General features: G+C 63.7%; 21 protein-coding genes. 9 read left to right on the top strand and 12 right to left on the bottom strand.

Annotation, left to right across the window (positions count from 1 at the left end):
- Positions 1-2: 2 nt before the first annotated feature.
- From BLT92_RS18390 to BLT92_RS18370, 5 genes are all read right to left on the bottom strand, one after another.
- Positions 3-551: a winged helix-turn-helix domain-containing protein gene (locus BLT92_RS18390; RefSeq protein ID WP_157691503.1), complete on the bottom strand. Its 549-nt coding sequence runs from the start codon at positions 549-551 to the stop codon at positions 3-5.
- A 312-nt stretch (positions 552-863) separates the two neighbouring features.
- Entirely contained in the window at positions 864-1,640 is a 777-nt protein-coding gene (locus BLT92_RS18385) for an isoprenyl transferase (protein ID WP_092107948.1), read from the bottom strand.
- Complete coding sequence (recO, locus tag BLT92_RS18380; RefSeq protein WP_092107946.1) at positions 1,637-2,365, bottom strand: DNA repair protein RecO; 729 nt, start codon at positions 2,363-2,365, stop codon at positions 1,637-1,639. Before recO ends, BLT92_RS18385 begins: the two co-directional genes overlap by 4 nt.
- Before the next feature lie 456 nt (positions 2,366-2,821).
- On the bottom strand, positions 2,822-4,594 hold the full coding sequence (gene leuA, locus BLT92_RS18375) for a 2-isopropylmalate synthase (protein ID WP_092107944.1): 1,773 nt from the start codon (positions 4,592-4,594) through the stop codon (positions 2,822-2,824).
- A gap of 234 nt (positions 4,595-4,828) precedes the next feature.
- Positions 4,829-6,109, bottom strand: coding sequence for a DUF6636 domain-containing protein (locus BLT92_RS18370; protein WP_157691502.1), 1,281 nt, complete (start codon positions 6,107-6,109; stop codon positions 4,829-4,831).
- 60 nt (positions 6,110-6,169) lie between these two features.
- Here BLT92_RS18370 and BLT92_RS18365 point away from each other — a divergent pair, with 60 nt between their 5' ends.
- Entirely contained in the window at positions 6,170-6,985 is an 816-nt protein-coding gene (locus BLT92_RS18365; protein WP_092107940.1) for a L,D-transpeptidase family protein, read from the top strand.
- A gap of 10 nt (positions 6,986-6,995) precedes the next feature.
- Entirely contained in the window at positions 6,996-7,544 is a 549-nt protein-coding gene (locus BLT92_RS18360) for a hypothetical protein (protein WP_092107938.1), read from the top strand.
- A 45-nt stretch (positions 7,545-7,589) separates the two neighbouring features.
- On the opposite strand, the gene BLT92_RS18355 is transcribed toward BLT92_RS18360, so the two are convergent.
- Positions 7,590-8,237, bottom strand: coding sequence for a Rossmann-fold NAD(P)-binding domain-containing protein (locus tag BLT92_RS18355; RefSeq protein WP_092109615.1), 648 nt, complete (start codon positions 8,235-8,237; stop codon positions 7,590-7,592).
- 65 nt (positions 8,238-8,302) lie between these two features.
- Here BLT92_RS18355 and BLT92_RS18350 point away from each other — a divergent pair, with 65 nt between their 5' ends.
- Both BLT92_RS18350 and BLT92_RS18345 read left to right on the top strand, forming a co-directional pair.
- Entirely contained in the window at positions 8,303-9,178 is an 876-nt protein-coding gene (locus tag BLT92_RS18350) for a DUF817 domain-containing protein (RefSeq protein ID WP_092107936.1), read from the top strand.
- A 21-nt stretch (positions 9,179-9,199) separates the two neighbouring features.
- Positions 9,200-11,908 carry a penicillin acylase family protein gene (locus BLT92_RS18345; protein ID WP_092107934.1) on the top strand — a complete coding sequence of 903 codons (2,709 nt, stop codon included), beginning with the start codon at positions 9,200-9,202 and terminating at the stop codon, positions 11,906-11,908.
- A gap of 8 nt (positions 11,909-11,916) precedes the next feature.
- Here BLT92_RS18345 and BLT92_RS18340 read toward each other — a convergent pair whose 3' ends face one another.
- Positions 11,917-13,116, bottom strand: a complete 1,200-nt coding sequence (locus BLT92_RS18340; protein ID WP_092107932.1) for an alpha/beta hydrolase family protein — start codon at positions 13,114-13,116, stop codon at positions 11,917-11,919.
- Positions 13,117-13,298: 182 nt separating this feature from the next.
- Here BLT92_RS18340 and msrB point away from each other — a divergent pair, with 182 nt between their 5' ends.
- Both msrB and BLT92_RS18330 read left to right on the top strand, forming a co-directional pair.
- Positions 13,299-13,724 carry a peptide-methionine (R)-S-oxide reductase MsrB gene (msrB, locus tag BLT92_RS18335; RefSeq protein WP_172802632.1) on the top strand — a complete coding sequence of 142 codons (426 nt, stop codon included), beginning with the start codon at positions 13,299-13,301 and terminating at the stop codon, positions 13,722-13,724.
- On the top strand, positions 13,721-14,239 hold the full coding sequence (locus BLT92_RS18330; protein ID WP_092107928.1) for a GNAT family N-acetyltransferase: 519 nt from the start codon (positions 13,721-13,723) through the stop codon (positions 14,237-14,239). Before msrB ends, BLT92_RS18330 begins: the two co-directional genes overlap by 4 nt.
- 17 nt (positions 14,240-14,256) lie before the next feature.
- Here BLT92_RS18330 and BLT92_RS18325 read toward each other — a convergent pair whose 3' ends face one another.
- Positions 14,257-14,739, bottom strand: coding sequence for a MarR family winged helix-turn-helix transcriptional regulator (locus tag BLT92_RS18325; protein ID WP_092107926.1), 483 nt, complete (start codon positions 14,737-14,739; stop codon positions 14,257-14,259).
- A 128-nt stretch (positions 14,740-14,867) separates the two neighbouring features.
- Between BLT92_RS18325 and BLT92_RS18320 the strand changes: the two genes are divergently transcribed.
- The gene (locus tag BLT92_RS18320; RefSeq protein WP_231938908.1) at positions 14,868-15,080 is read left to right on the top strand and encodes a hypothetical protein; all 213 of its coding nucleotides are present in this window, start codon (positions 14,868-14,870) and stop codon (positions 15,078-15,080) included.
- A gap of 82 nt (positions 15,081-15,162) precedes the next feature.
- On the opposite strand, the gene BLT92_RS18315 is transcribed toward BLT92_RS18320, so the two are convergent.
- The 4 genes from BLT92_RS18315 to hemE all read right to left on the bottom strand — a co-directional run bounded on the left by BLT92_RS18315 (position 15,163) and on the right by hemE (position 19,307).
- The gene (locus tag BLT92_RS18315; protein ID WP_092107924.1) at positions 15,163-15,933 is read right to left on the bottom strand and encodes a class I SAM-dependent methyltransferase; all 771 of its coding nucleotides are present in this window, start codon (positions 15,931-15,933) and stop codon (positions 15,163-15,165) included.
- A gap of 143 nt (positions 15,934-16,076) precedes the next feature.
- A complete protein-coding gene (gene hemQ, locus BLT92_RS18310; protein WP_092107922.1) occupies positions 16,077-16,787 on the bottom strand; it encodes a hydrogen peroxide-dependent heme synthase in 711 nt (236 codons plus the stop codon).
- Positions 16,788-16,858: 71 nt separating this feature from the next.
- Entirely contained in the window at positions 16,859-18,256 is a 1,398-nt protein-coding gene (hemG, locus tag BLT92_RS18305) for a protoporphyrinogen oxidase (RefSeq protein WP_092107920.1), read from the bottom strand.
- A gap of 4 nt (positions 18,257-18,260) precedes the next feature.
- Positions 18,261-19,307, bottom strand: a complete 1,047-nt coding sequence (gene hemE / locus BLT92_RS18300; RefSeq protein ID WP_092107918.1) for a uroporphyrinogen decarboxylase — start codon at positions 19,305-19,307, stop codon at positions 18,261-18,263.
- Between the two features lie 200 nt (positions 19,308-19,507).
- On the opposite strand from hemE, the gene BLT92_RS18295 reads away from it, so the two are divergent.
- On the top strand, positions 19,508-20,122 hold the full coding sequence (locus BLT92_RS18295) for a DUF3000 domain-containing protein (protein ID WP_092109606.1): 615 nt from the start codon (positions 19,508-19,510) through the stop codon (positions 20,120-20,122).
- Positions 20,119-21,294 carry a ribonuclease D gene (locus BLT92_RS18290; RefSeq protein ID WP_172802631.1) on the top strand — a complete coding sequence of 392 codons (1,176 nt, stop codon included), beginning with the start codon at positions 20,119-20,121 and terminating at the stop codon, positions 21,292-21,294. The genes BLT92_RS18295 and BLT92_RS18290 overlap by 4 nt, the downstream gene beginning before the upstream one ends.
- Positions 21,295-21,337: the final 43 nt, after the last annotated feature.

The raw sequence follows: 21,337 nt of genomic DNA, 5'->3' as shown, positions 1-21,337 counted from the left end.
ATCTAGGCTTCTTCGCCATGTGAATGTCCGGGCCGCCGATCAGGGTCGACGTTCATCACTGAGAAAAGCTGCACCGGGAAAGATCCGTCAGGCCGCAATTCAGGATGTTGCCAACGACCGTCAAAACGCCGGGAGAGTTGCCACAGGTCCTCCCTGAACTGCCGAATCTCGTCATAGGTGGCGTAAAAGCTCGAACCGCTGATAGTCGAAACGTCTATGCCATCAATCGGCAGCTGGGGAGCGCGCTGGAGCCACGATTGGATCCGGTCCAGCTGGCGATGCACCTGGACACCGGCCATTGCGGATAATGCGTGCGCCGCCCCTGGAGCATCGCGGTCGATCACCTGTGATCTGTTGTGTGAGACCACTTTCCACGGCTTCTCCCTGCCTTGCTGGCCAACCTGCTCAATGTAGCCATGCTTGGCAAGCATCCTCAGATGGTAGGAACAGCTGGCTACCGACTCATCGATGGCTTCGGCGCATTCTGTTGCCGTTGCCTGCCCCTCATCGTCGAGATAATCCAACAGCTCCAGCCGGACAGGATGGGCCAATGCCCTAATCCTCGCTGGGTCGCTGACCACCTGCTGTTGAGCTCCTTCAGTCCACGAAACATCAGCGATCCGTTTCGCAGATTCACTCCCAGGTTCATTATCCATGCGCAAGTTGTGCTTTATAAAGACATCTTTAGCAAGAGTGCTTTAGGATGATATTTCTCAAGTTGGACGCAATCCTGGATGTCACGACTCACTCACTACAGAGGCGCACTGTGGCTAATCAGAAGTTGAACCCGCTTCACACCATGCCGCAGTAAACGTTCGGACTGCACAGAGGAGCAGCGTTGGAGCAAAATGGCTGAGGCAAGCTCAAACGGTAGTCGCGTCCACGGCACCACCGAAGCGACGATCACGGCGTGCGTATTCTTCGATCGCCGCCCACAGGGTGCGGCGGTCGACATCGGGCCAGAGCACGTCTTGGAAGACCATCTCGGCGTAGGCCGACTGCCACAGCAGGAAGTTCGAGGTCCGCTGCTCCCCCGATGACCTGAGGAACAGGTCGACGTCTGGCACCTGCGGGGCGTAGAGACGGGAGCGAACGGTCTTCTCGCTGACCTTGCCCGGTTTGAGCTTCCCGGCGGCCACCTCGGCGGTGATCTGGTTGACCGCATCGACGATCTCCGAGCGTCCGCCGTAGTTGACGCAGAACTGGAGGACGAGTCCGGTGTTGTGCTTGGTCATCTCCGCCGCGGTCTCGAGTTCGTCGATGACCGAGCGCCACAGGCGACCACGACGCCCGGCCCAGACGATGCGCACACCCAAAGCGTTGAGCTCATCGCGGCGCCGGCGGATGACATCACGGTTGAAGCCCATGAGGAAACGAACCTCGTCGGGCGAACGCTTCCAGTTCTCGGTGGAAAACGCGTAGGCGGACAGGTAGTCGACGTCCATCTCGATGGCTCCGTGGATGACTTCGAGGAGCGATGCCTCTCCGGCCTTGTGTCCTTCGGTGCGCGGCAGACCGCGGTCGTTGGCCCATCGGCCGTTGCCGTCCATGACCACGGCCACGTGATTCGGGACGAACTTCGACTCGATGCTCGGGGGTCGGGCTCCGCTGGGGTGCGGGGGTGGTGCGGGATAGTTCATCTGCTCTCCAGAACTCTCAGTGATCGGATGTTTCGCTCCAGGTGCCATGACACCCAGTCCGAGACGAGTTTGGAACCGTCGATCTGGTCGTGAAGGTCCGACGATTCCGCTCGCTGCCAGTCACCGGAGAGCAGAGCAGCCATGTGCTCGAGTGCGTCGGTGTCCGGCAGTGCTGCGCCGCTGGGACGACAGGCGGTGCACACGGCTCCGCCTAGGGAGGCTGAGAACGCACGGTGTGGTCCCGGGTTGCCGCACTGTGCGCAGTCGAGCAGACTCGGCGCCCAGCCGGCCACGGACATGGCCCGGAGCAGATACGCGTCGAGGGCCAGCCTCGGCGGGTGCTCGACGTTGCACAGGGACCGGATGGCCGAGACAAGGAGGAGAAAGTGGGTGCGCGACTGGGGTTCGACCTCTGTGATGCGGGCGGCTGCTTCGGCCATCACGGTTGCGGAGGAATACGCGTCATAGTCTGCGGCGATGCCTTGGGCGAAGGGCTCGATGAGCTCGACCTGGGTGACGATGTCGAGGCTGCGTCCCACGTGGCACTGCATGTCAACGAGCATGAAGGGTTCGAGACGGGAGCCGAAGCGTGACTTGGTGCGACGAATGCCCTTCGCGACTGCTCGGATCAACCCGTGGCTGCGGGTGAGAACAGTGACGATGCGGTCGGCTTCGCCGAGCTTGTGCCCTTGGAGCACGATGCCTTCATCACGATAATTGTGCACCCACCCATTATCGCAGAGTGCGGCGGGGAATCATCTCCGCCGCACTTAAGAGTCAGTTGTGAGATTGCGCCCCGGCGGGGTGCGCTCCGGCGGGGTGCGCTCCGCAACGCCCGGTGGCCCGTGGCATCACTGCGCGCCGGTGCCCCGGCCGAGGCTCGATCAACGCGAACGTCGAATATGTCGTCGCCGGGGACGACATATTCGCGGGCCGCATTGATCGAGCGAACGGCCATTCGCCAGACGCGACATTCTCGAACGCGGCGTTGATCGAGCACGATGCCATTCACAGCCGACCTCGTCGACCGCACGCCGCACGCACCCGCACACACCACGAGCCCCACACTCCCGCGCAAACCACGGGCCCCGCACAACCGAGGTCGTGACGGGGCCCGGGCAACGCTTAACTGTTGGCGTCTTGGGGCTCTCGCTGTCGAAAGAACGGCGTTCTCGACGAGATCAGCGCTCGCGCTCTCCATCTCGATCGCGGGCGGCACGGTTGACCGCCGAGACGACGGCCTTGAGTGAGGCCTTCGTGATGTTGGAGTGCAGTCCCGCACCCCAGACCACGCGGTCTTCGACTGCGAGCTCGACGTAGGCCGCGGCCATGGTGTCGGCGCCCGAGCCGATGGCGTGCTCGGTGTAGTCCTGGAGACGGACATCGACGTCGAAGTTGTCGATGAGCACCTTCACCAGTGCATCGATCGGTCCCTTGCCGCGACCTTCGTAGCTGCGTTCCTGGCCGTCGACGATGAGATCGACCTCGACGAGTTCGGATGCGCCCGAGTCGTCGACCGTGCCGGAGTCGGTGCGCAGTCCCACGATCTGGAAGCGGCCCCAGGCATTGTCCGGATCGTCGCTGGGCAGGTACTCGTAGTTGAAGATGCGGCGGATCTCCTCGGCGGAGACCTCTCCCCCGCCTTCGGTGTGCGCCTGGACGGCGCGGGAGAATTCGACCTGCATCCTGCGCGGCAGATCCAGACCGTACTCGCTCTTGAGCAGATAGGTGACTCCGCCCTTGCCGGACTGGGAGTTCACCCGGATGATCGCCTCATAGGAGCGGCCCAGATCCTTGGGATCGACCGGCAGGTAGGGCATGTCCCATTCCATCAGGTCGACGGGCACACCCTGGTCGTTCGCCCGCTTCTCACGATCGGCGAAGGCCTTGTTGATGGCGTCCTGGTGGGAACCGGAGAACGAGGTGAAGACGAGGTCGCCGCCGTAGGGGTGTCGCTCGTGGACACCGATCTGGTTGCATTCGGTGACGGTATGGATGACCTCGTCGATATTCGAGAAGTCGAGTTCGGGGTCGACGCCCTGCGTGTAGAGGTTCAGGGCCACGGTCACGAGATCGAGGTTGCCGGTCCGTTCGCCGTTGCCGAAGAGGCAGCCCTCGATCCTGTCGGCACCTGCCATGATGCCCATCTCCGCCGCGGCGACACCGGTGCCGCGATCGTTGTGGGGGTGCAGGGACACAGCCACCTCGTCGCGGTAGGGCATGTTCCGGCAGAACCATTCGATCTGGTCGGCGTAGGTGTTCGGGGTGCCACGCTCGACCGTGGCGGGCAGGTTGACGACCGTTTCGCGCCCGGAGGACGGCTGCCACATGTCGAGGACGCTGCCGACGATGTCGAGAGCGAACTCAGGTTCGGTGTCGACGAAGATCTCAGGCGAGTACTGGTATCCGAAGTCGGCATCCCCGAGGAGCGACTCGGCGTGCTTCATGACCGCCTGGGTGCCCCGGGTCGCGATGTCGCGGGTCTCGTCGAAGCCTTCGCCGTCGAAGCCGAACACGACCTTGCGGAAGACCGGTGCGGTCGCGTTGTAGAGGTGGACGGTCGGCTTCTGCGCGCCGACGAGGGATTCGACGGTGCGTTCGATGAGGTCCTCGCGGGCCTGGGTGAGCACCGAGATGCGCACATCGTCAGGGATGGCGTCCTGTTCGATGATCTCGCGCACGAAGTCGAAGTCGACCTGGCTGGCCGCAGGGAACCCGACCTCGATCTCCTTGAAGCCGAGCTTGACGAGGAGGTCGAACATCTTGCGCTTGCGCTCGGGTGTCATCGGATCGATGAGTGCCTGGTTGCCGTCACGCAGATCGGTGCTCAGCCAGCGCGGAGCCTTCCGGATCAGGTTGTCCGGCCATGTGCGGTCCCGCATATCGAGGGCGATGCGGTCCTGGAAGGACTTGTATTTGCCGAATGGCATGGGGGTCGGCTTCTGCAGTTTCATAATTCCTCAATCATTATTCGTGTGCTTCTTCAGCATAGGAAAAACTCCGCGACGAGTGTGCTGTCCGATCAGGACTCGTCGCGGCAAGGAAGGAGGAGCAACCTGTGAGCCACACATTCAACATAGCCCCGGTCGCCTCATTCGTCCCACGCCTGTCCAAATCCTAAGACAGTGGACTTGATCTCGCCGAGGTGGCCCGCCTGCGGTCCGCGCTGTCGAGACGCGCTGTCGGCTCTAGTCGAGGAAGTCGACTGAGGCACGTCGCATGGTGAAGCCGACACCGCTCTCATCGGACTTGCACGTCATGCCCTCGCGGGTCGATGTGCAGGTCATCCCCTCGGCAGTGATCGATTCGCCGTAGCCGAGCACTCGGGCCGGGCCGGAGGACTCTGGTGCCTCGCGGCATGAGAAGCCGGCACCTTTCTCATTGGCCACGACGGCTCCTCCCCAATTCTCCAGTTGGCAGTCATCGGGCTTTTCAGGGGCCTTGTAGTCGAAGGAAGCGATCACGCACCTGGCGCGTTCGGAGTCGATCGTGCAGGAGATGTTGCCGGAGGGAGAGTTGAACGATTCGACAGCGACAGGCGGCGTCGAGTTCTTCGGCCCGTCGTTCTCTGAACCGGTTCCGTCGGAGGGGCCCTGTGAGGACGTGCCGGAGGTGGTGTCGTCCTCACCTTGGGTTGCGTCCCACGCAATGTATCCGACAATGCCGAGTGCGATGATCAGGGCGATCGCTGCCAGTGCCCAGAGCCAGCCCGGGACCTTCTTGGTCTCGGGATCACGTCGGTAGGGTCCGCCGGGACCTACTGGTCCCCCGGGTCCTGCCGGTCCGCCGTATCCGCCGTACCCGCCAGGTCCGCCGGGGCCGTATCCGCCAGGACCGCCGTGTCCGCCACCGGGCCCATAGGCTCCGCCCCCAGGTCCGGGGCCGCCATTTCCTGCGTAGGCGGCTGCGGTGTGCGGGGCGTAGGCTGATGCGCCATTGGGCACGTGCGGCTCGCTTCCAGGGTATTCGGCGGGATGAGGATGCGGGGCAGGCGCCCGGGGTGGCATACCAGGTCCTGCTGGGGGTTCTGGCGGGCGGGCAGGAGGTCCGGGCGCACCGAAATCGCCGCCCCACGGTTCGGGATGCGGCGCTTCGGGGGGCGGCTGCCCGGTTGATCCACCCAGCGGATTCCACTGCTTGGGCGCCGAGGCGGCTTCCGCCTCTGCGATGTCCTCTGACCTCGCTTTTCGCGGTGTCTGATCACCGTCAGCGGAGTCGTCGTTCTCCGCTGCGGCAAGCTGGCGCAGCTCTTCGAGACTGAGGACCTCGGTGGCCTCTGCCCCGTCGGAGGACACCATCGACCGGAGTCTGTCCAGTTCGTCGGAACTGAGTGCTTGGGTCGAACCATCCGCGGCCAGCGACTTGTCCTGGCCGATGAACAACTGCGTTGTGATTGAATCCGGAGACTCCTCGGCCGGTCTCCGGCGCCCAGGGCGCGGAGGATGGTTCGGCACAGGTGGGATGCTCATGGTCTCATTTTCTCATAGTCGCTCCCGCGGTGTTCTCAAGGTTCGTGAGATGATGACCTCATGTTCAGAGGTGGAACCCGGACAGGGGCCAGCCTGACGGTCGCCGTCCTGGCCTTGACGATGTCGTCATGTGCAACGCCGTCCGACAGCAAAGACGATGACGCGGCGCCTGCTGAGTCCGCGGTGGTCGCGGCCCCCTCACAGCAGAACGACATCGGTGATTTCGCGGCCCCCGCGCAGATGCCTCCACCCGAGGCAGAGACGACGACTGCAACGGGTCCTGCCCATTCTGTTCCGGTCCCCGGGCTCGGCCCGGAGACAGCCGCACAGATTCCCGCCGAGACATCTCAGGTCCTCGTCGCCAGCGGGCCGGAGACGACGTCCGATTCCGGACAGCTGAGTTTCTTCGCTTACGCTGACGAAAAGTGGAAGAAGCTCAAGACGTTCGACATCCACAATGGGAAGAAGGGCTGGCTGGCCGATCGCCGGGAGGGCGACAAGACATCGCCGATCGGGGTCTTCACCCTCAGCGATGCGGGCGGGTACAAACAGGATCCGGGGACGAAGCTTCCCTACACCCAGGATGATCGGCTTCCATCATCGGCGACAGTGGCCTATGGCTCCGAATACGAAAGGGTCTTCGACTACATCATCGCGATCGACTACAACCGAGTCCCCGGTACTCCGCCCACCGACGGGACTCGCCCGCTGGGGTGGGACAAAGGCGGTGGGATCTGGCTGCACGTCGATCATGATTCCGGAACGAACGGCTGTGTGACCCTCAAGGAAGAAGATCTCCTGTGGATCCTCGAGACCATCGACCCCGATGCCCATCCGCGCATCGCCATGGGACCCGAGTCCCAGCTGCAGAAGTAGAGGCCCGACAATGCGAACGCTCATCATCTCCCTCGTGCAGACGATCAACGGATCGTATGCCCAGGACGGCTGGTCGACAGGCGTGTCCACGAAGGCCGACTTCGACTACTTCATATCCCTGCGCAGGAAGGCAGGTGCCATCATCATCGATCGCAGGACGGCGCTCAATCCCGCATTGCCGGTCATCAACGCACCGGGCAAGGCCCTCGAACACACACCCGTGCACGTTCTCACCGAATCGGACCCGATCGAACTGTCCCAGCAGCTCGCCGAGGCGGGCCTCGACTACCGAGCGCAGCCCTTCACTCCCGACACTGCCGCCGAGGTGCTCGACATCGTCGAGTCCACGAGCGACACCCTGGTCTGCGAATCCGGCCCCAATCTGGCCTATCGCCTCCTTGACGCCGTCCCGGGCGCCGAACTGCACCTCAGCCTCAGTCCGCTCTACAGCCGCACCACCGGCAGCCATTTCTCCCAGCTCGAGGCCACCCTGAACCTGCGGCTCATCGATGCGCGAACCGTTGATGACCAGGTCTTCGTCCGCTACGTCAAGGCCTGACCGACCTCAGCCGCAGGCCGTTCGCCGGCAGGGCCGACATGCGTCCTAGACGCTCAGCTGTGTGCTGATCTCGTGGTCCTCGGGTCGGGTCAGAACTGCGATGACCGCATCGGCAACCTCGGAGAGGCTGACCGTCTCCACTGCCCCGCGAAGATCGTTGCGATCATCCCCACCGATCGGTGCCATGACCTTGAGTTCGCGGTGACTCACGGACTTCGTCTCGGCGGCGGCGACCCTGATGAGCATCTCCTGTGCGGCGCCGAAGACACTGATCGCCCCCGAGCCGACGCATGCTTCGACGCTGGCCACGCCGTTGAGAGCCAGGTGTCGGATAGAGCCGCCGCCTCCCTCCTCGGCGAGCGCCTCCGACACGGTGCAGGCGGCGAAATGACCGCGTAGGTAGGAGGAGTAGTCCTGATCGAAGGCGGCGATCCCGCGATCGATCAATGGGGCGTCGACGTACCACCCGCCGACGGCTGCGATGACCGCATCGACCGGTGGTGCGCCCGTGCGGGCCAGCTCCTCGTTGACGGCCCGCGGACGGTCCACCCAATCGGGCACGACGACAGGCTCGTAGGCGGTCTCGCCGTTCGGCCGTGAGCGGACGACGCCGGTGATGCGATGTTCAGCGGCCAGGTGGTGGGCCAGGCCCGTGCCGACATGGCCGGAGGCTCCGAAGATGAGGATGTGCATGTTCTGAGTGTATTCGGCCACGATAGGGTGCTGTCACGACCGCTTCCCCTCTGCCGAAGGACCCCATGGCCGACCAGCATGCACTCACTCGGCTCGAGCGGTTCCTCGACCGATTCGCCAATCGGCATCTGGCTTCGGTTCCCGCCGGGGTGCGGGAGTTCCTCGTCTTCGGGATCAAACAGGCCTGGGCCTGCCTGTTCGGGGCTCTCATGCTGCTGGCGATCATCGCCACAGCCTGGTGGTACCCGGACGACGCGAGCCTGGCCCGCAATGACCTTCTCGTGGTCCTGGCCGTCCTGATCCAGACGGCGATGCTCGTGCTGCGCCTGGAGACGGGACGGGAACTGTGGGTCATCGTGTTGTTTCACATCGTGGGCACCGGAATGGAGATCTTCAAGACGTCGGTGGGCTCGTGGAACTATGCGGCCGGCGGTGTCCTCCACATCGCCGCCGTCCCACTGTTCACGGGGTTCATGTACGCCGCCGTCGGCTCCTACATCGTGCGCGTCTATCGCCTCTTCGACCTGCGGTTCAGCCATTATCCGCCGAGGTGGATCACCGCAGTCATCGCCGCAGCGATCTACCTCAACTTCTTCACCCACCACTATGTGATCGATGTGCGCCTGGTCCTCGTTCTGGCCGTCGTGGTGGCCTTCTTCCGCTGTCGAATGCACTTCCATGTGCACAGACTCACTCTGCGCATGCCGGTCCTCCTGGCGTTCGTGCTGGTGGCCTTCTTCATCTGGATCGCTGAGAACATCGGCACCGCCACCGGAGCGTGGCTGTACCCGTCCCAGGTCGAGGGCTGGCAGATGGTGCCGCTGACCAAGCTCGTGGCGTGGTTCCTGCTGATGATGATCTCCGTGGTCCTCGTCACCTTCGTCTACCGGCCCAAACCCCCTGATGAAAACGGGTCACCTGATAATCTGAACTTAAACTGACGACACTGTCGAAGGAGACTCATGGCAGACGCGGATTCAGAGGATTCCGGCGCGCTGGCAGCGGCGGTCCGACCGCCGTCCGCTTCGCATCGCTTCGTGAGCAAAAAGGTCCTCATCCGCATCGTCGCGGCAATCCTCGTCCTCCTCCTCATCCTCACGCTGCTCGGAATCTTCCTCGTTCACCGGTCCTTTCCCACCACGGACGGCGATATCTCTCTGCCGGGTCTCGATGCGGAGGTCAGCGTCACTCGCGACGACGCGGGAATCCCGACCATTGAGGCGAGCACCTCCCACGACCTCTTCATGGCCCAGGGCTTCGTCCACGCACAGGATCGATTCTGGGAGATGGACTTCCGCAGGCATGTCACCGCGGGTCGACTCTCGGAGCTCTTCGGAGAGTCTCAGTTCGGCACCGATTCGTTCATTCGCACACTGGGATGGAGGAAGGTCGCCGAGGAGGAGGTCGCGGCACTCGACGACAAGACACTCGCGTACTACGAGGCCTATGCCGAGGGCGTGAACGCCTACCTCAAGGACAAGTCCCCCACCGAGGTGTCGCTTGAGTATGGGATCGTCGGTCTCCAGACCGGCGGCGTCGAGATCGAGGAGTGGACTCCTGTCGACAGTGTGTCCTGGCTCAAGGCTATGGCCTGGGACCTGCGCTCGAACGTCGAAGACGAGATCGACCGGGCGATCAGCACTACCACGCTCGACGACAAGCAGATGGCCGAGGTCTTTCCCGACTACCCGTACGACACCCGCCCGACGATCATCGGCGGCGAAGCCGGCGCCAAAGCCAGCACGGCTGAGCGCAAAGACGGGGACGGCGGCAACGACGGCGACAGCGACGACCCGAGTGGCGAACCCGCTGCCGACGGGGACGAAGCACAGGCCGGCGGCGAGGTGACTGCCACGAGTGCGCGGGAGGCAGGAGACGATGCGGCGACGAAGACTCCCGGCAACCTCGGCGAGCTCAAGAAGCATCTGAAATCGCTGCCGACGCTCCTGGGAATGAACAGTCACGACATCGGGTCGAACTCGTGGGTGGTCTCCGGTGAGCACACCGCTACGGGCGCCCCGCTGCTGGCCAATGATCCGCATCTGGCCCCTGCCATGCCCTCCGTGTGGCATCAGATCGGCCTGCGCTGCACCGAGGTCACCGCCGAATGCCCCTTCGACGTGTCAGGGTTCTCGTTCTCCGGACTGCCCGGGATCATCATCGGCCATAATCAGACCATCGCCTGGGGACTGACGAACCTGGGACCCGACGTCGCCGACCTCGTCGTCGAAAAGGTCCGCGACGGCGAAGTGGTCCGTGACTCCGGGAACGAACCCGTGACCACGCGCACGGAGACAGTGAAGATCGCGAAGCAGGAACCGCGTGAAATCACGATCCGGTCAACGAGCAACGGGCCCATCATCTCGGACCTCACCGGCCCCTACCGCGATGTGCTCGACGCATCGACCGGAGCGGACACCGGGGACACGAAATCAGGGGCGGCTGACGAGAACTATCAGCTGGCGCTGCAATGGACCGCACTGGAGCCCGGCAACACAGCCTCGGCGATCTTCGGGCTCAATGCGGCAACGAACTGGCAAGAATTCCGGCAGGCCGCATCGCTCTTCGACGTGCCCGCCCAGAACCTCATCTACGCGGACACCGATGGCAACATCGGCTACCAGGCGCCGGGCAAGATTCCCAAACGGGGCGACGGCGACGGCATGCTGCCCCGGCACGGATGGAAGACCGACGAGGACTGGCAGGGCTACCTCGACTTCGACGACCTGCCGAGTCTGTACAACCCCGACCGCGGGTGGATCGTCACGGCGAACAACCCGGTCACCCGCCCGGGAGAGTCGGTGCAGCTGAGCAACGACTTCGATGACGGGGACCGAGCTCGGCGCATCACGAAGCTGCTCCAGGACACGATCGAAGACGGCGATGTCACGACCGAGGACATGTCGCGCATCCAGGGCGACGATCTCAACCCTCTTGCGCTGACGATCATTCCCCTGCTGCTCGATATCGAAGCCGAGGAAGGCAGCGACATCGCAGCCGCCCAGGATCTGCTGAAGCCGTGGAACGGCCACGATGATGCCCACAGTGCCGCCGCAGCGTACTTCAACGTGCTCTCGAAGACGATCCTCGATGAAGTCTTCGCTCCGAAGATGCCCGATGCGGTGCCCCCGGCAGGCGGATCGCATTGGTCCCTCGTGATCAAGAACCTGCTGAAGGAGCCCAACTCGGATTGGTGGGCCGACGGCGAGGTCGATGATCGGGACGAAGCGCTGGCCCGGGCCATGGACTCGGCGTGGAAGACGACCGAGGATCTGCTCGGCCCCGAACCCGTCACCTGGCGGTGGGGCATACTGCACAGGTTGACCATCCGCAACGCCAGCCTCGGCGAATCGGGGATCAAGGCCGTCGAAAGGCTGTTCAATCGGGGCCCCTATGAGGTCTCGGGCGGGTCGGGAGAAGTCAATGCCACCGGTTGGGACGCCTCTGTGGGATTCGAGACGAACTGGGTGCCGTCGATGCGCCAGATCGTCGACCTTGAGAACTTCAATCAGTCCAGGTGGATCAACCTCACGGGTGCCTCGGGACACGCCTTCCACCCGCACTATGCGGATCAGACCGATGATTGGGCCGCCAACGCGACCCGGCCCTGGCCCTACACACCGGATGCGCTGGAGAGGCACACCGAAGACACGCTGGTGCTGCGGCCCTGAGTCCCGGATCAGGTCTTGGGCAGGACCTTCGCCTCGAGGAAGTTCGCCACATCATCTTCCCAGCGGACGGGGTCGATGTTCCATTCCTTGGTGTGGCGGGCCTTGTCATAGACGGGCATCGTCACCAGATCACGGCGCACCGAAGCCAGAGCGTGGGACGGTGAGGAGGGGACGAATTCGTCGTCGTCGGAGTGGATGAGCAGCACCGGAACGTCGAGCTCCGCGGCCCGTGTCACCCAGTCCAGCCGGCCCAGGTCCAGGGGCGTCTGCAGTCCGGTGATCGGGCGCGCCCACGGTTGGGTGATCATCTCCAGAGTGAGTTTCGCGATCGGTGTCGGCAGCATGTTGCGGCGGGCCTGACCATCGAGGACGTTCACCCAGTCGACCACGGGTCCGTCGAGGACGAGTGCCTTCACGAACCGCCTGTTCCGCCCGCGGGATGCTGCCTGCAGTGAGATGGCTCCGCCCATCGACCAGCCGAAGAGGACGACGTTGCGGGCGCCATGGGCGAGAGCGACGTCGATCGCGGCGTCCACGTCGATCCATTCGGTGTCGCCGAGTCCGTAGCGGGAGGTGCTTTCGACTCGGACTTCGGCGTCATTGCGATAGGACATGGCGATCGCCGGAACGCCCAGGGTGTTGAGCACCGGTGCGGCCCGCAGGCCCTCGGCCCGGGTGCTGGCACGACCGTGGACGAGGATCGCCCAGGTGTCCTGTGGTTCGGGATGATCGGTGGGCAGCAGCCACGCCGGCAGTCGGCCCGCATCGGATTCGATCTCGATGTCCTCGGCCTTGACTCCTGCCGCCAGCGGCTCGGGGTACACGATTCCGGTCCAGCGGCCGCGCCATGCGCGTTTGATGTCTCCGCGGGTGACCGAGAGGATCTCTCGGGACACGGTTCTCGAGCGTGGGTCGTATTCGACGATATCGCCGATCACGGCATGGCCGGCGCCCTGATTGAAGTAGAGACCGTAGGTGCCGCGCACCGTCGTCTCCTCATTCGCAGGCAGATGGATGCGCATGTTGGGAGGGAATCCGTCGATGTGGAGGATGTCCAGCTCCTCCGGCGCATTCTCGGGCACGACGATCTTGCGTGCGAAATAGACGGCCAGCCCCGAGGACGCCACCGAGATCACGGCGCCGATCCCAGCACCGACACCCACCGAAGCCAGAAGCTGGCGAGTCGGGAATTTAGTGTCGCGAACCATGAATACCTCCTGACTTCATTGTCACCCAAGGAATGAGAAGTCTCCAAACGCTGTTGTGCAGGTCAGAGGGCTCTCTGAGTCCACGTGCTGCCGCATCGGCTGCAGCCGGGCACGGGCTCTGCGTGTCAGGCAGCGGTGAGACAATGGGCTGCAGCAGAAATCGACAAGTACCGGAGGTCACGATGAGTCAGTCGCCGAACGTCAATGCAGAAGCCAATTCCGACGAAGTCCGCTGGCAGGATGTGCTCAGCCCCGAAGAGTTCGCGGTGCTGCGCCAGGGCGGCACGGAGCGTCCGTTCACCGGCGAATATGTCGACACGACCACGGTGGGCATGTACCAGTGCCGTGCCTGCGGAGCGGATCTGTTCCCCTCAGGCACCAAGTTCTCTTCGCACTGCGGTTGGCCCTCGTTCTACGCTCCCCTGGCCGAGGACCGGGTCCGCTACCTCCGCGACTCCTCGATGGGCATGGAGCGCATCGAGGTCCGGTGCGCGAACTGCGATTCACACATGGGCCACCTGTTCGAGGGTGAAGGTTACGACACCCCCACCGACCAGCGTTATTGCCTGAACTCCGTCTCACTGCGGCTCATCGACGGCCAGGAGTGAGCCACGGATCGCGGCTCGTCGTCAAAACATTCGACGAGCTGACGATCGAGGAGCTATACGGGATCATGCAGCTGCGATCCCAGGTCTTCGTCGTCGAGCAGAATTGCGTCTTCCTCGACCAGGACGGTGTGGACACCTTTCCGCAGACCCTGCACGCCTTCTATCCCGACGGCGTCCGGACCACGCCGGACACCCACGGCGCCGAGGTGGGTCGCAGTCTTGCGCCGAAGGCCTATGCCCGTATTCTGCCGCCCGATTTTCCCGACGGTCCGGCGTCCGAGATAGGGGCCCGCAGCATCAGTCGCGTCGCAACGAATCCAAACGTGCGCGGTGACGGCTGGGGGCGAAGCCTCATCGGCGAACTCGTCGCCGGCCACGGGCAGGGGCTGCTGACGCTCAATGCTCAGTCCTATCTCGAGGCGTTCTACACGAGCTTCGGGTTCAGCCCCAACGGACCGCGGTTTTTCGAAGACGGGATCGAGCACACCCCGATGTCACGTCCGGCGAACGCCTGAGAAGTCTCCGGCGCCTCCTAGGACGCCGCGATGTCGGTGCGAGGAACTGAACTGTCGGCGTTGGAGGCGTCGACCGCGGCGATGATCCGCGTCATCGTCGAGTGCAGATCGCGCAGTTCCGCCTCGCCCATATCGAGCTTGGCCATCATCTGCCCCGGGATCGCCTCGGCCGTTTCCCGCAGCTTCGCACCGGTGGCGGTCAATGAGACTTCGACGACCCGCTCATCATGGGCGTTGCGCTGCTTCTCCACATAGTCCAAAGATTCGAGTCTCTTGATCAGAGGCGATACCGTTGCGGCTTCGAGCCGCAGCATCTCGGCAATCTTCCTCACCGACAGCCTCTCGTGCTGCCACAGCGCCAACATGACCAGGTACTGAGGGTGAGTGAGATGAATAGGTTCGAGAACCGAGCGGTACGCGGAGACCACTCCCCGTGAGGCGATCGCCAGGGCAAAGCAGATCTGACTCTCCAGAGCCAGCGGATCGTGAGCGGTCGACATTGCTACCTTGTCCCTTCAGCGAGAATGACCAATCAATTAGTGCACTAATGATTAGTGTACACTGGATATATCGTGATCGCCTCAGCCGAGCACCACGTGCCCGGCCCGACACCCCCGATTGGAATCGCATGTCAGACCCGAAGGACCCCCAACGGCGCGTTGCCTGGCTCAACCGCTTCTTTCGCAAGATCGTCGGGCCTGCACACGTCGACAATTCGCGGCCCGGCGGCTACTACGAGAATGAGCACCTGCGACACGAGCGGCTCGACGCCATGGGCCTGGAGATGCGCACGGATGCCAATGGCCACTCCTATGTGGTCGATAAGAAGAAACCCGAGTGACCATCCGGCTGGTCTCCCCTGCTCCCCGACCGGCTCAGACTTGTGTTCTCTGACTGGCTCAGACTTGTGTTCTCTGACCGACTCAGTCCTCTACTCTGATCAGGACCAAGGACCCCTCGAAGTGCGAGCACGCCCGCAGTCCGCCGTGTTCTTCGTCCCACCGACCATTGTCCAGGCTGCGTCGCAGGCTCTCGACCGAGCGAAGCGCCGAATCCTGTGAGACGAAGCTCCACGCGGAGTTCGCCTTGCGAGCTCCGGGGTCAAGAAACATCTCCGGTCGACCGAAATAAGCCTCAGCGAACCCGTCGGCACAGGCGAGGGGAATCGGCAGCGTCTCGATCTCGACAGTGCCGCCAAGACACGCTTGGATCCGCTCAAGACTCGGATATCGCCTGGCTTCGGTCTCGATCACTTCCGGCGCGTAATCTCGGAGCCAGAACTTCTCAACCTGCACAGGATCACAAGTCATGATGACAACGGGCCCGCGAGAGACCCTGCGCATCTCACACAGACCGGCCTCGAGGTTCTGCCATTGGTGAATCGAGAACGTCGACAGAGCCGCGTCGAAGGAACTATCGGCGAACGGCAGCGATTCTGCGCTGGCGTCGATGGCCGGTGCTTGGTGAGCGCGTCGCTGCGCTCGCATCGTGGCCGAGGGTTCGACAGCCGTGACCTCACGGTTGTCAGGTTCGTAGGAGCCAGCTCCAGCGCCGACGTTGACCACCCGCCGAGCGTCACCGAGCGCAGCCACGATCGCACGTTCGAATTCCGGCTCTGGGCGTCTGTACTGACGGTAGCCTGATCCGATTACGCCGTAATCGGCGTCCCCGGCCGATCCATCTGCTGTCGTCATGCTCACAGGCTATCCGAACCACCGGCTCGAGCCTGCTCTCACTGCGGTGGTGCTTGAGCGGCCTTCCCTGACAGCGAACCGCCTGTGCGCCACAGTGGGGCCGCGCCAAGGCGATGTGCCCTGCCACGGCCCCACAGTCACACTCAGCGCCAGTCGGTGATGATGTCGACGAGCTCGCGAAGCGGTCCGGTGTAGAACGGGACTTCTTCGCGCACGTGCATACGTGCCTCGGTGTTGCGAAGATCGCGCATGAGGTCGACGATGCGATGAAGTTCAGGGGCTTCGAAGGCCAACAGCCATTCGTAGTCACCGAGGGCGAAGGAGGCGATCGTATTGGCCTTGATGTCCTTGTAGCCAGCGGCGGCCATGCCATGGTCGCGCAGCATCTTCGAGCGCTCCGCCGGATCGAGGAGATACCAGTCATAGGAGCGCACGAATGGGTATACGCAGATGTACTTGCCCGGCTCGTCGTCCGTCAGCAGAGCTGGGAGGTGAGCCTTGTTGAATTCGGCCGGACGGTGCAGTCCCACAACCGACCAGATCGGCTCGAGGACTCCGCCCAGCATGCTGCGACGCACTGCCGAATAGGCGGCCTGGACGAGCTCGATGGTCGGCGCATGCCACCAGAACATCACATCGGCATCGGCGCGCAGCGCGGAGACGTCGTAGATGCCGCGCACGACGAGGCCCTGGTCCTTCAACGGGGCCAGAGATGCATGGACTTCGTCAGCAAGCTCGGCACGATTGGCATCGCCCAGCTCGCCTGCCGAAGCGAATACCGAATACGCGATATAACGCGTCTCGTTGTTCGCCTGTTCGATCTGCTCCTCGGTGGGCTTGGAGTATTCGCTCATTCCTGCTCCTTCTTCTGTGTCTGTCGGTGCCTGCGCACGGTGTTTCGGTGGTCAGTTCTCGGTGGTCGTCTTCAGGTGGATGCGATTCTCGCAACGATGGTCTCGGCACGGTCGATGCAGGCGGGGATGCCCACACCGAAATAGGCAGAACCTGCCAGTTCGAGGCCGCCGATGCCGGCGATCTCCTCATCGATTCTCGCGACCGTTTCGCCATGCCCTGGCAGGTATTGCGGCAGAGCACGTTCCCACCGGTGGGCCTCGGCCGCGATCAGTCGATCCGATCCTCGACCGCTGATCCTCTGCCAGTCCTCGAAGGCACGTGCGACGAGCTGTTCGTCATCGCAGTCCTGCCATCCTCCGGGTCCGTCCCCGTAGCGGCCGATGCTCATTCTGATCAGAGCGGTGCCCTCGGGAATGCGCTCCCGCAGCCACGGCCACTTGTTCGACACGAACGTCGAGGCCTTGATGAAGGATCTCTCCGTCGGTGGGACGAGGAAACCGGATCCTTCGAGCTCCGAATCCCCGCTCTCGATGAGAGCCGGGATCAGCGCGGTGGTCGCATAGGGCACGGAAGCCAGCAGAGATGCGGACTCGGGAGCCGCCTCGGCGATGAGGTCCTTCGTCACGTGTGCCGGGGTGGCCAGCACGAGGGCCTCGGATTCGACGGTGGAGTCGTCGGTGCTCACGGTCCAGCGGTCGTTGTCGGCGTGCACGGACCTCACGTGCGTGTCTGTGCGAATCGTACCGCCGCGGGAGCGAATGTGCTCCTCGAGCACCGAGACCAGGCGATTGATCCCGCCGACGAGGCTCATGAATACCGGTTCCGGACCCTGACCGTCTGTACGCGCCGCAGACTGTGCATCACGCGCGGCGAGGAGACTCTGAACAAGTTCGAGCACCGAGGTTCCCTGCTCTGCAGCCGGCAGCAGAGCAGGCACGGTGGACGCCAATGACAGGTCTCGGCATCGTCCTGCGTACACTCCCCCCAGCAGCGGATCGATGAGCGTATCGACGATATCCGCGCCGAGGCGGTCTGTCAGGAAGTCCCCCAACGACGTATCCTCGCCGGCGATCGCCGGCGTGATGACCTCGTGTGCGATCCTGTCGCTGGCTGCCGCGCCCAGAAGGTCTCTGACCTCGGCAGGGTCACCTGGCACACCCATCACAGTGCGTTTGGGAATCGCCTGGAGCTGTCCACCCGAGAAGACTCGGGAACTGTGCGCAGTGGAGGGGAACTCCACGTCCAAGCCCAGTTCTGCGGCAAGGTCCTTCGTCTCCCTGCGCCGGTACAGGCTGGCTTCGGCACCGGTGTCCACACCGACCGGCACTGCCCCGCCCAGAGTCGTCGAGTTCAGGCACCCGCCGAGGCGGGAATCGGCTTCGAGAACAGTGACCTGATGATCGGGGGCAAGGCGATAGGCGGCGACGAGACCGGAGATGCCTCCCCCGACGATCGTGATGTGACTCATCGCCTCATCCCCGTGCGGCCAGGATCTCTTCGGAGACACGGTGGACTTCGGCCACGATCCGTCCGGGCACGTCCGGGTCCGTGTCGGGAAGGACTCCGTGACCGAGATTGAAGACGAAGCCTGCCTCATGCTCGAGGCCCTGTCTCACGATCTCCTCGATGCGTGGTGCCAGCGCTTCCCAGGGGGCGAAGAGCAATGCCGGATCGAGGTTGCCCTGCAGCGGCTGACCCGGTTGGACTCTGGTCGAGGCATCGGCCAGGTCGACCCGGAAGTCAACGCCGACGGCAGTGGAGCCTGCCCGTGACATGGAAGTCAGGAGCTCACCGGTCTGGACACCGAAGTGGACGCTCGGCACCTCGTGGTGACGCAGCGATTCGAAGACGGCACTGGAGTGCTCGAGGACGTGGGCTTCATAGTCACGTCGGGACAGGTATCCGGCCCAGGAGTCGAAGAGTTGAAAGGCAGAGGCCCCGGCGCCCAGCTGAACGTCGAGGAATGTCGATGAGATCCGAGCGAGCTTGCTCAGTAACAGTGAGAAGGTCTCCGGTTCGGAGGCCATGAGGGATTTGGTCTTCTCGTGGTTCTTGCTCGGCCCACCCTCGATGAGATAGCTGGCCAGCGTGAACGGAGCGCCTGCGAAGCCGATGAGCGGAGTCGCCTGGCCCAGCTCTTCAAGGATCCGGCCGATGGATTCCGCGATGTCGGGGATCTGCTCCGGCTCGAGCCCGGGCAGCGCCTCGACGTCGGCACGGCTGCGGATCGGGTTCGCGATCACGGGCCCTGTGCCAGGGACGATCTCCACATCGACGCCGGCCGCCTGCAGCGGCACCACGATGTCGGAGAAGAAGATGGCGGCGTCCACTCCATGGCGACGCACCGGCTGCAGAGTGATCTCCGAGACGAGCTCCGGGTCACGACAGGCATCGAGCATCGCAGTGCCCGCACGCAGCTTGCGATATTCGGGAAGGGATCGGCCGGCCTGCCGCATGAACCAGACCGGAGTGTGCGCAATCGGCTCTCCGCGCAGGGCGGGCAACAAGGTTGATGTCATGGCCCCATCCTCCCACCCCGGACGGACCGCTGCCCACCGGGTTCCGGTTTCAAGACGCTGTGTCTTGGCGGCGGGCCCGTCTTGGCGGCAGACCCGCGGGATCCTGATGGGAGGCCATGTGAGGTTTGGGGCGAAATCTCTTCGCCCCGCCTCGGCGTGGACGGTTCACCTCCACCGTGGCCTGATCTATCGTGGCGAGTGTGGTCAACACCTCACCTCTCAACCGCATTCCGTCGGAGTTCTCCGTCGTGACCTCGGTTCTGCGCGAAGCGCGGAACACGAATAACGTCTCGATCTCGGAAATACCGGCGCCTGCCCGCTTGGCCCCGTACTCCTATGCTCTGGGCGCGGAAGTCAGCGCCGATGACACCTTTCTGCGTGCCAGTGGTGAGGCGATCGACGAATTGGCCACCGGCCGCATCGTCGTCCTCTACGACCCCAGCTCCCCCGACGAGTGGGAGGGCAAGTACCGAGTCGTGTCCTACATCCGCGCCGAGCTCGAACACGAACTCGGCAACGAGACGATGCTCGGCCCTGTCGCCTGGACCTGGCTCGAGGAGGCCCTCGAAGCCAACGACTGCGACGTCGCCGCCGCCGGTGGCACAACCACCCGTGTGCTCTCGGAGAGTTTCGGCACCCTCGCCGACCGGCCCTCCACGATAGACTTGGAGCTGCGCGCTTCATGGACCCCCGTGATCGCGGAACCGGAACTGATCGGCGATCACTTCGAAGCATGGATCGATTTGCTGTGCACAGTTGCTGGATTACCACCGCTTCCTGAAGGAGTTTCAGCCCTGCCCGGGCGACGTCGATGACATCCGAACTACCGCTCTTGGCCACACCCGCTCACGGCGTCCCGCCCCTCGTCGACACCTCGGACGAGTTTTCCATGGCATGTCGAGAGCTCGCACACGGATCCGGCCCCATCGCCATCGATGCCGAACGCGCTTCGGGCATCAGATACGGCCAACGCGCGTTTCTGGTGCAGCTGAGACGAGCGGGTGCCGGCACCGTCCTCCTCGACTCGGAAGTGCTCGCGGACCTCAGTCCGCTCAATTCCTCATTCGGCGAAGACGAATGGGTCATCCACTCCGTGACTCAGGACCTGCCCTGCCTGCAGGAGCGGGGCATGCGCCCGAAGGCGCTCTTCGACACCGAACTCGCGGCACGGATGCTCGGGTGGGAGAAGTTCGGTCTGGCGGCTGTGGCGGAAAGGACTCTCGGAATTCGCCTGGCCAAAGAGCATTCCGCGTCCGACTGGTCGAGGCGACCGTTGCCGAAGGAATGGCTCAACTATGCCGCCCTGGACGTCGAGGTCCTGTTGCCCATTCGCGACATTCTCCACGAATCGCTCATCGAAGCCCACAAATGGGAATTCGCACGACAGGAGTTCGAGAATCTCCTCGACTTCCAGCCCAAGCACTACGACGAGCCCTGGCGCCGCACCCACGGATTGACAAAACTCAAGTCACGCAGGGACATCGCCAAGGTGCGGGAACTGTGGACTGCTCGTGATGACATGGGCGCCGAAGCCGACATTGCGCCGTCACGCATTCTGCGCGATCGGGATCTTGTCGCCCTGGCCCAGTCTCGGCTGCAGTCGAGCGATGATGTCATGGTGAAGTGGCCCAAACTGGCCCGCGCGGACGCCGGTCGGCTCTTTCGGGCCTACCGCAAAGCGACTCGGCTCACGGTCGACGAGCTGCCGAGGCGAAAGGATGCGAACGCAGTGCAGGCGCGGACGCCCTTCAGCCACGCAGACCTCAAGGACAGAGTCGCCGCTCTCAAGGCTGCGATGGCAGAGCTGGCCGAAACACATGCGATTCCCCACGACGTGCTGCTCCAGCCTGCCATCGTCAAGGCACTCGGAGCCCAGCCACGGGGCGACGTCGAGGAGTTCCTCGTCGGGCGAGGCGCCAGGCAGTGGCAGGTCGAATTGAGTGCACCCGTGCTCCAAGACACGCTGGAGTCTCTGCCCGCGGCCTGATGTCTCCTGCCCACGGCGTGGGGTCCCCTACCACTGTGTGGGC

The organism is Brevibacterium picturae, assembly GCF_900105045.1.
GTDB classification, from domain to species: domain Bacteria; phylum Actinomycetota; class Actinomycetes; order Actinomycetales; family Brevibacteriaceae; genus Brevibacterium; species Brevibacterium picturae.
This window is presented reverse-complemented; position numbering and strand designations above follow the sequence as displayed.

Excerpts from the sequence above, each read along its gene's own strand:
- BLT92_RS18365 (WP_092107940.1), top strand. The coding sequence starts at position 6,170 with ATGTTCAGAGGTGGAACCCGGACAGGGGCCAGCCTGACGGTCGCCGTC.
- msrB (WP_172802632.1), top strand. The coding sequence starts at position 13,299 with ATGAGTCAGTCGCCGAACGTCAATGCAGAAGCCAATTCCGACGAAGTC.
- BLT92_RS18345 (WP_092107934.1), top strand. The coding sequence starts at position 9,200 with ATGGCAGACGCGGATTCAGAGGATTCCGGCGCGCTGGCAGCGGCGGTC.
- BLT92_RS18385 (WP_092107948.1), bottom strand. The coding sequence starts at position 1,640 with ATGAACTATCCCGCACCACCCCCGCACCCCAGCGGAGCCCGACCCCCG.
- hemG (WP_092107920.1), bottom strand. The coding sequence starts at position 18,256 with ATGAGTCACATCACGATCGTCGGGGGAGGCATCTCCGGTCTCGTCGCC.
- BLT92_RS18370 (WP_157691502.1), bottom strand. The coding sequence starts at position 6,109 with ATGAGCATCCCACCTGTGCCGAACCATCCTCCGCGCCCTGGGCGCCGG.
- leuA (WP_092107944.1), bottom strand. The coding sequence starts at position 4,594 with ATGAAACTGCAGAAGCCGACCCCCATGCCATTCGGCAAATACAAGTCC.
- BLT92_RS18350 (WP_092107936.1), top strand. The coding sequence starts at position 8,303 with ATGGCCGACCAGCATGCACTCACTCGGCTCGAGCGGTTCCTCGACCGA.
- BLT92_RS18315 (WP_092107924.1), bottom strand. The coding sequence starts at position 15,933 with ATGACGACAGCAGATGGATCGGCCGGGGACGCCGATTACGGCGTAATC.
- BLT92_RS18355 (WP_092109615.1), bottom strand. The coding sequence starts at position 8,237 with ATGCACATCCTCATCTTCGGAGCCTCCGGCCATGTCGGCACGGGCCTG.
- BLT92_RS18290 (WP_172802631.1), top strand. The coding sequence starts at position 20,119 with ATGACATCCGAACTACCGCTCTTGGCCACACCCGCTCACGGCGTCCCG.
- BLT92_RS18320 (WP_231938908.1), top strand. The coding sequence starts at position 14,868 with ATGTCAGACCCGAAGGACCCCCAACGGCGCGTTGCCTGGCTCAACCGC.
- BLT92_RS18325 (WP_092107926.1), bottom strand. The coding sequence starts at position 14,739 with ATGTCGACCGCTCACGATCCGCTGGCTCTGGAGAGTCAGATCTGCTTT.
- hemQ (WP_092107922.1), bottom strand. The coding sequence starts at position 16,787 with ATGAGCGAATACTCCAAGCCCACCGAGGAGCAGATCGAACAGGCGAAC.
- BLT92_RS18360 (WP_092107938.1), top strand. The coding sequence starts at position 6,996 with ATGCGAACGCTCATCATCTCCCTCGTGCAGACGATCAACGGATCGTAT.
- hemE (WP_092107918.1), bottom strand. The coding sequence starts at position 19,307 with ATGACATCAACCTTGTTGCCCGCCCTGCGCGGAGAGCCGATTGCGCAC.
- BLT92_RS18340 (WP_092107932.1), bottom strand. The coding sequence starts at position 13,116 with ATGGTTCGCGACACTAAATTCCCGACTCGCCAGCTTCTGGCTTCGGTG.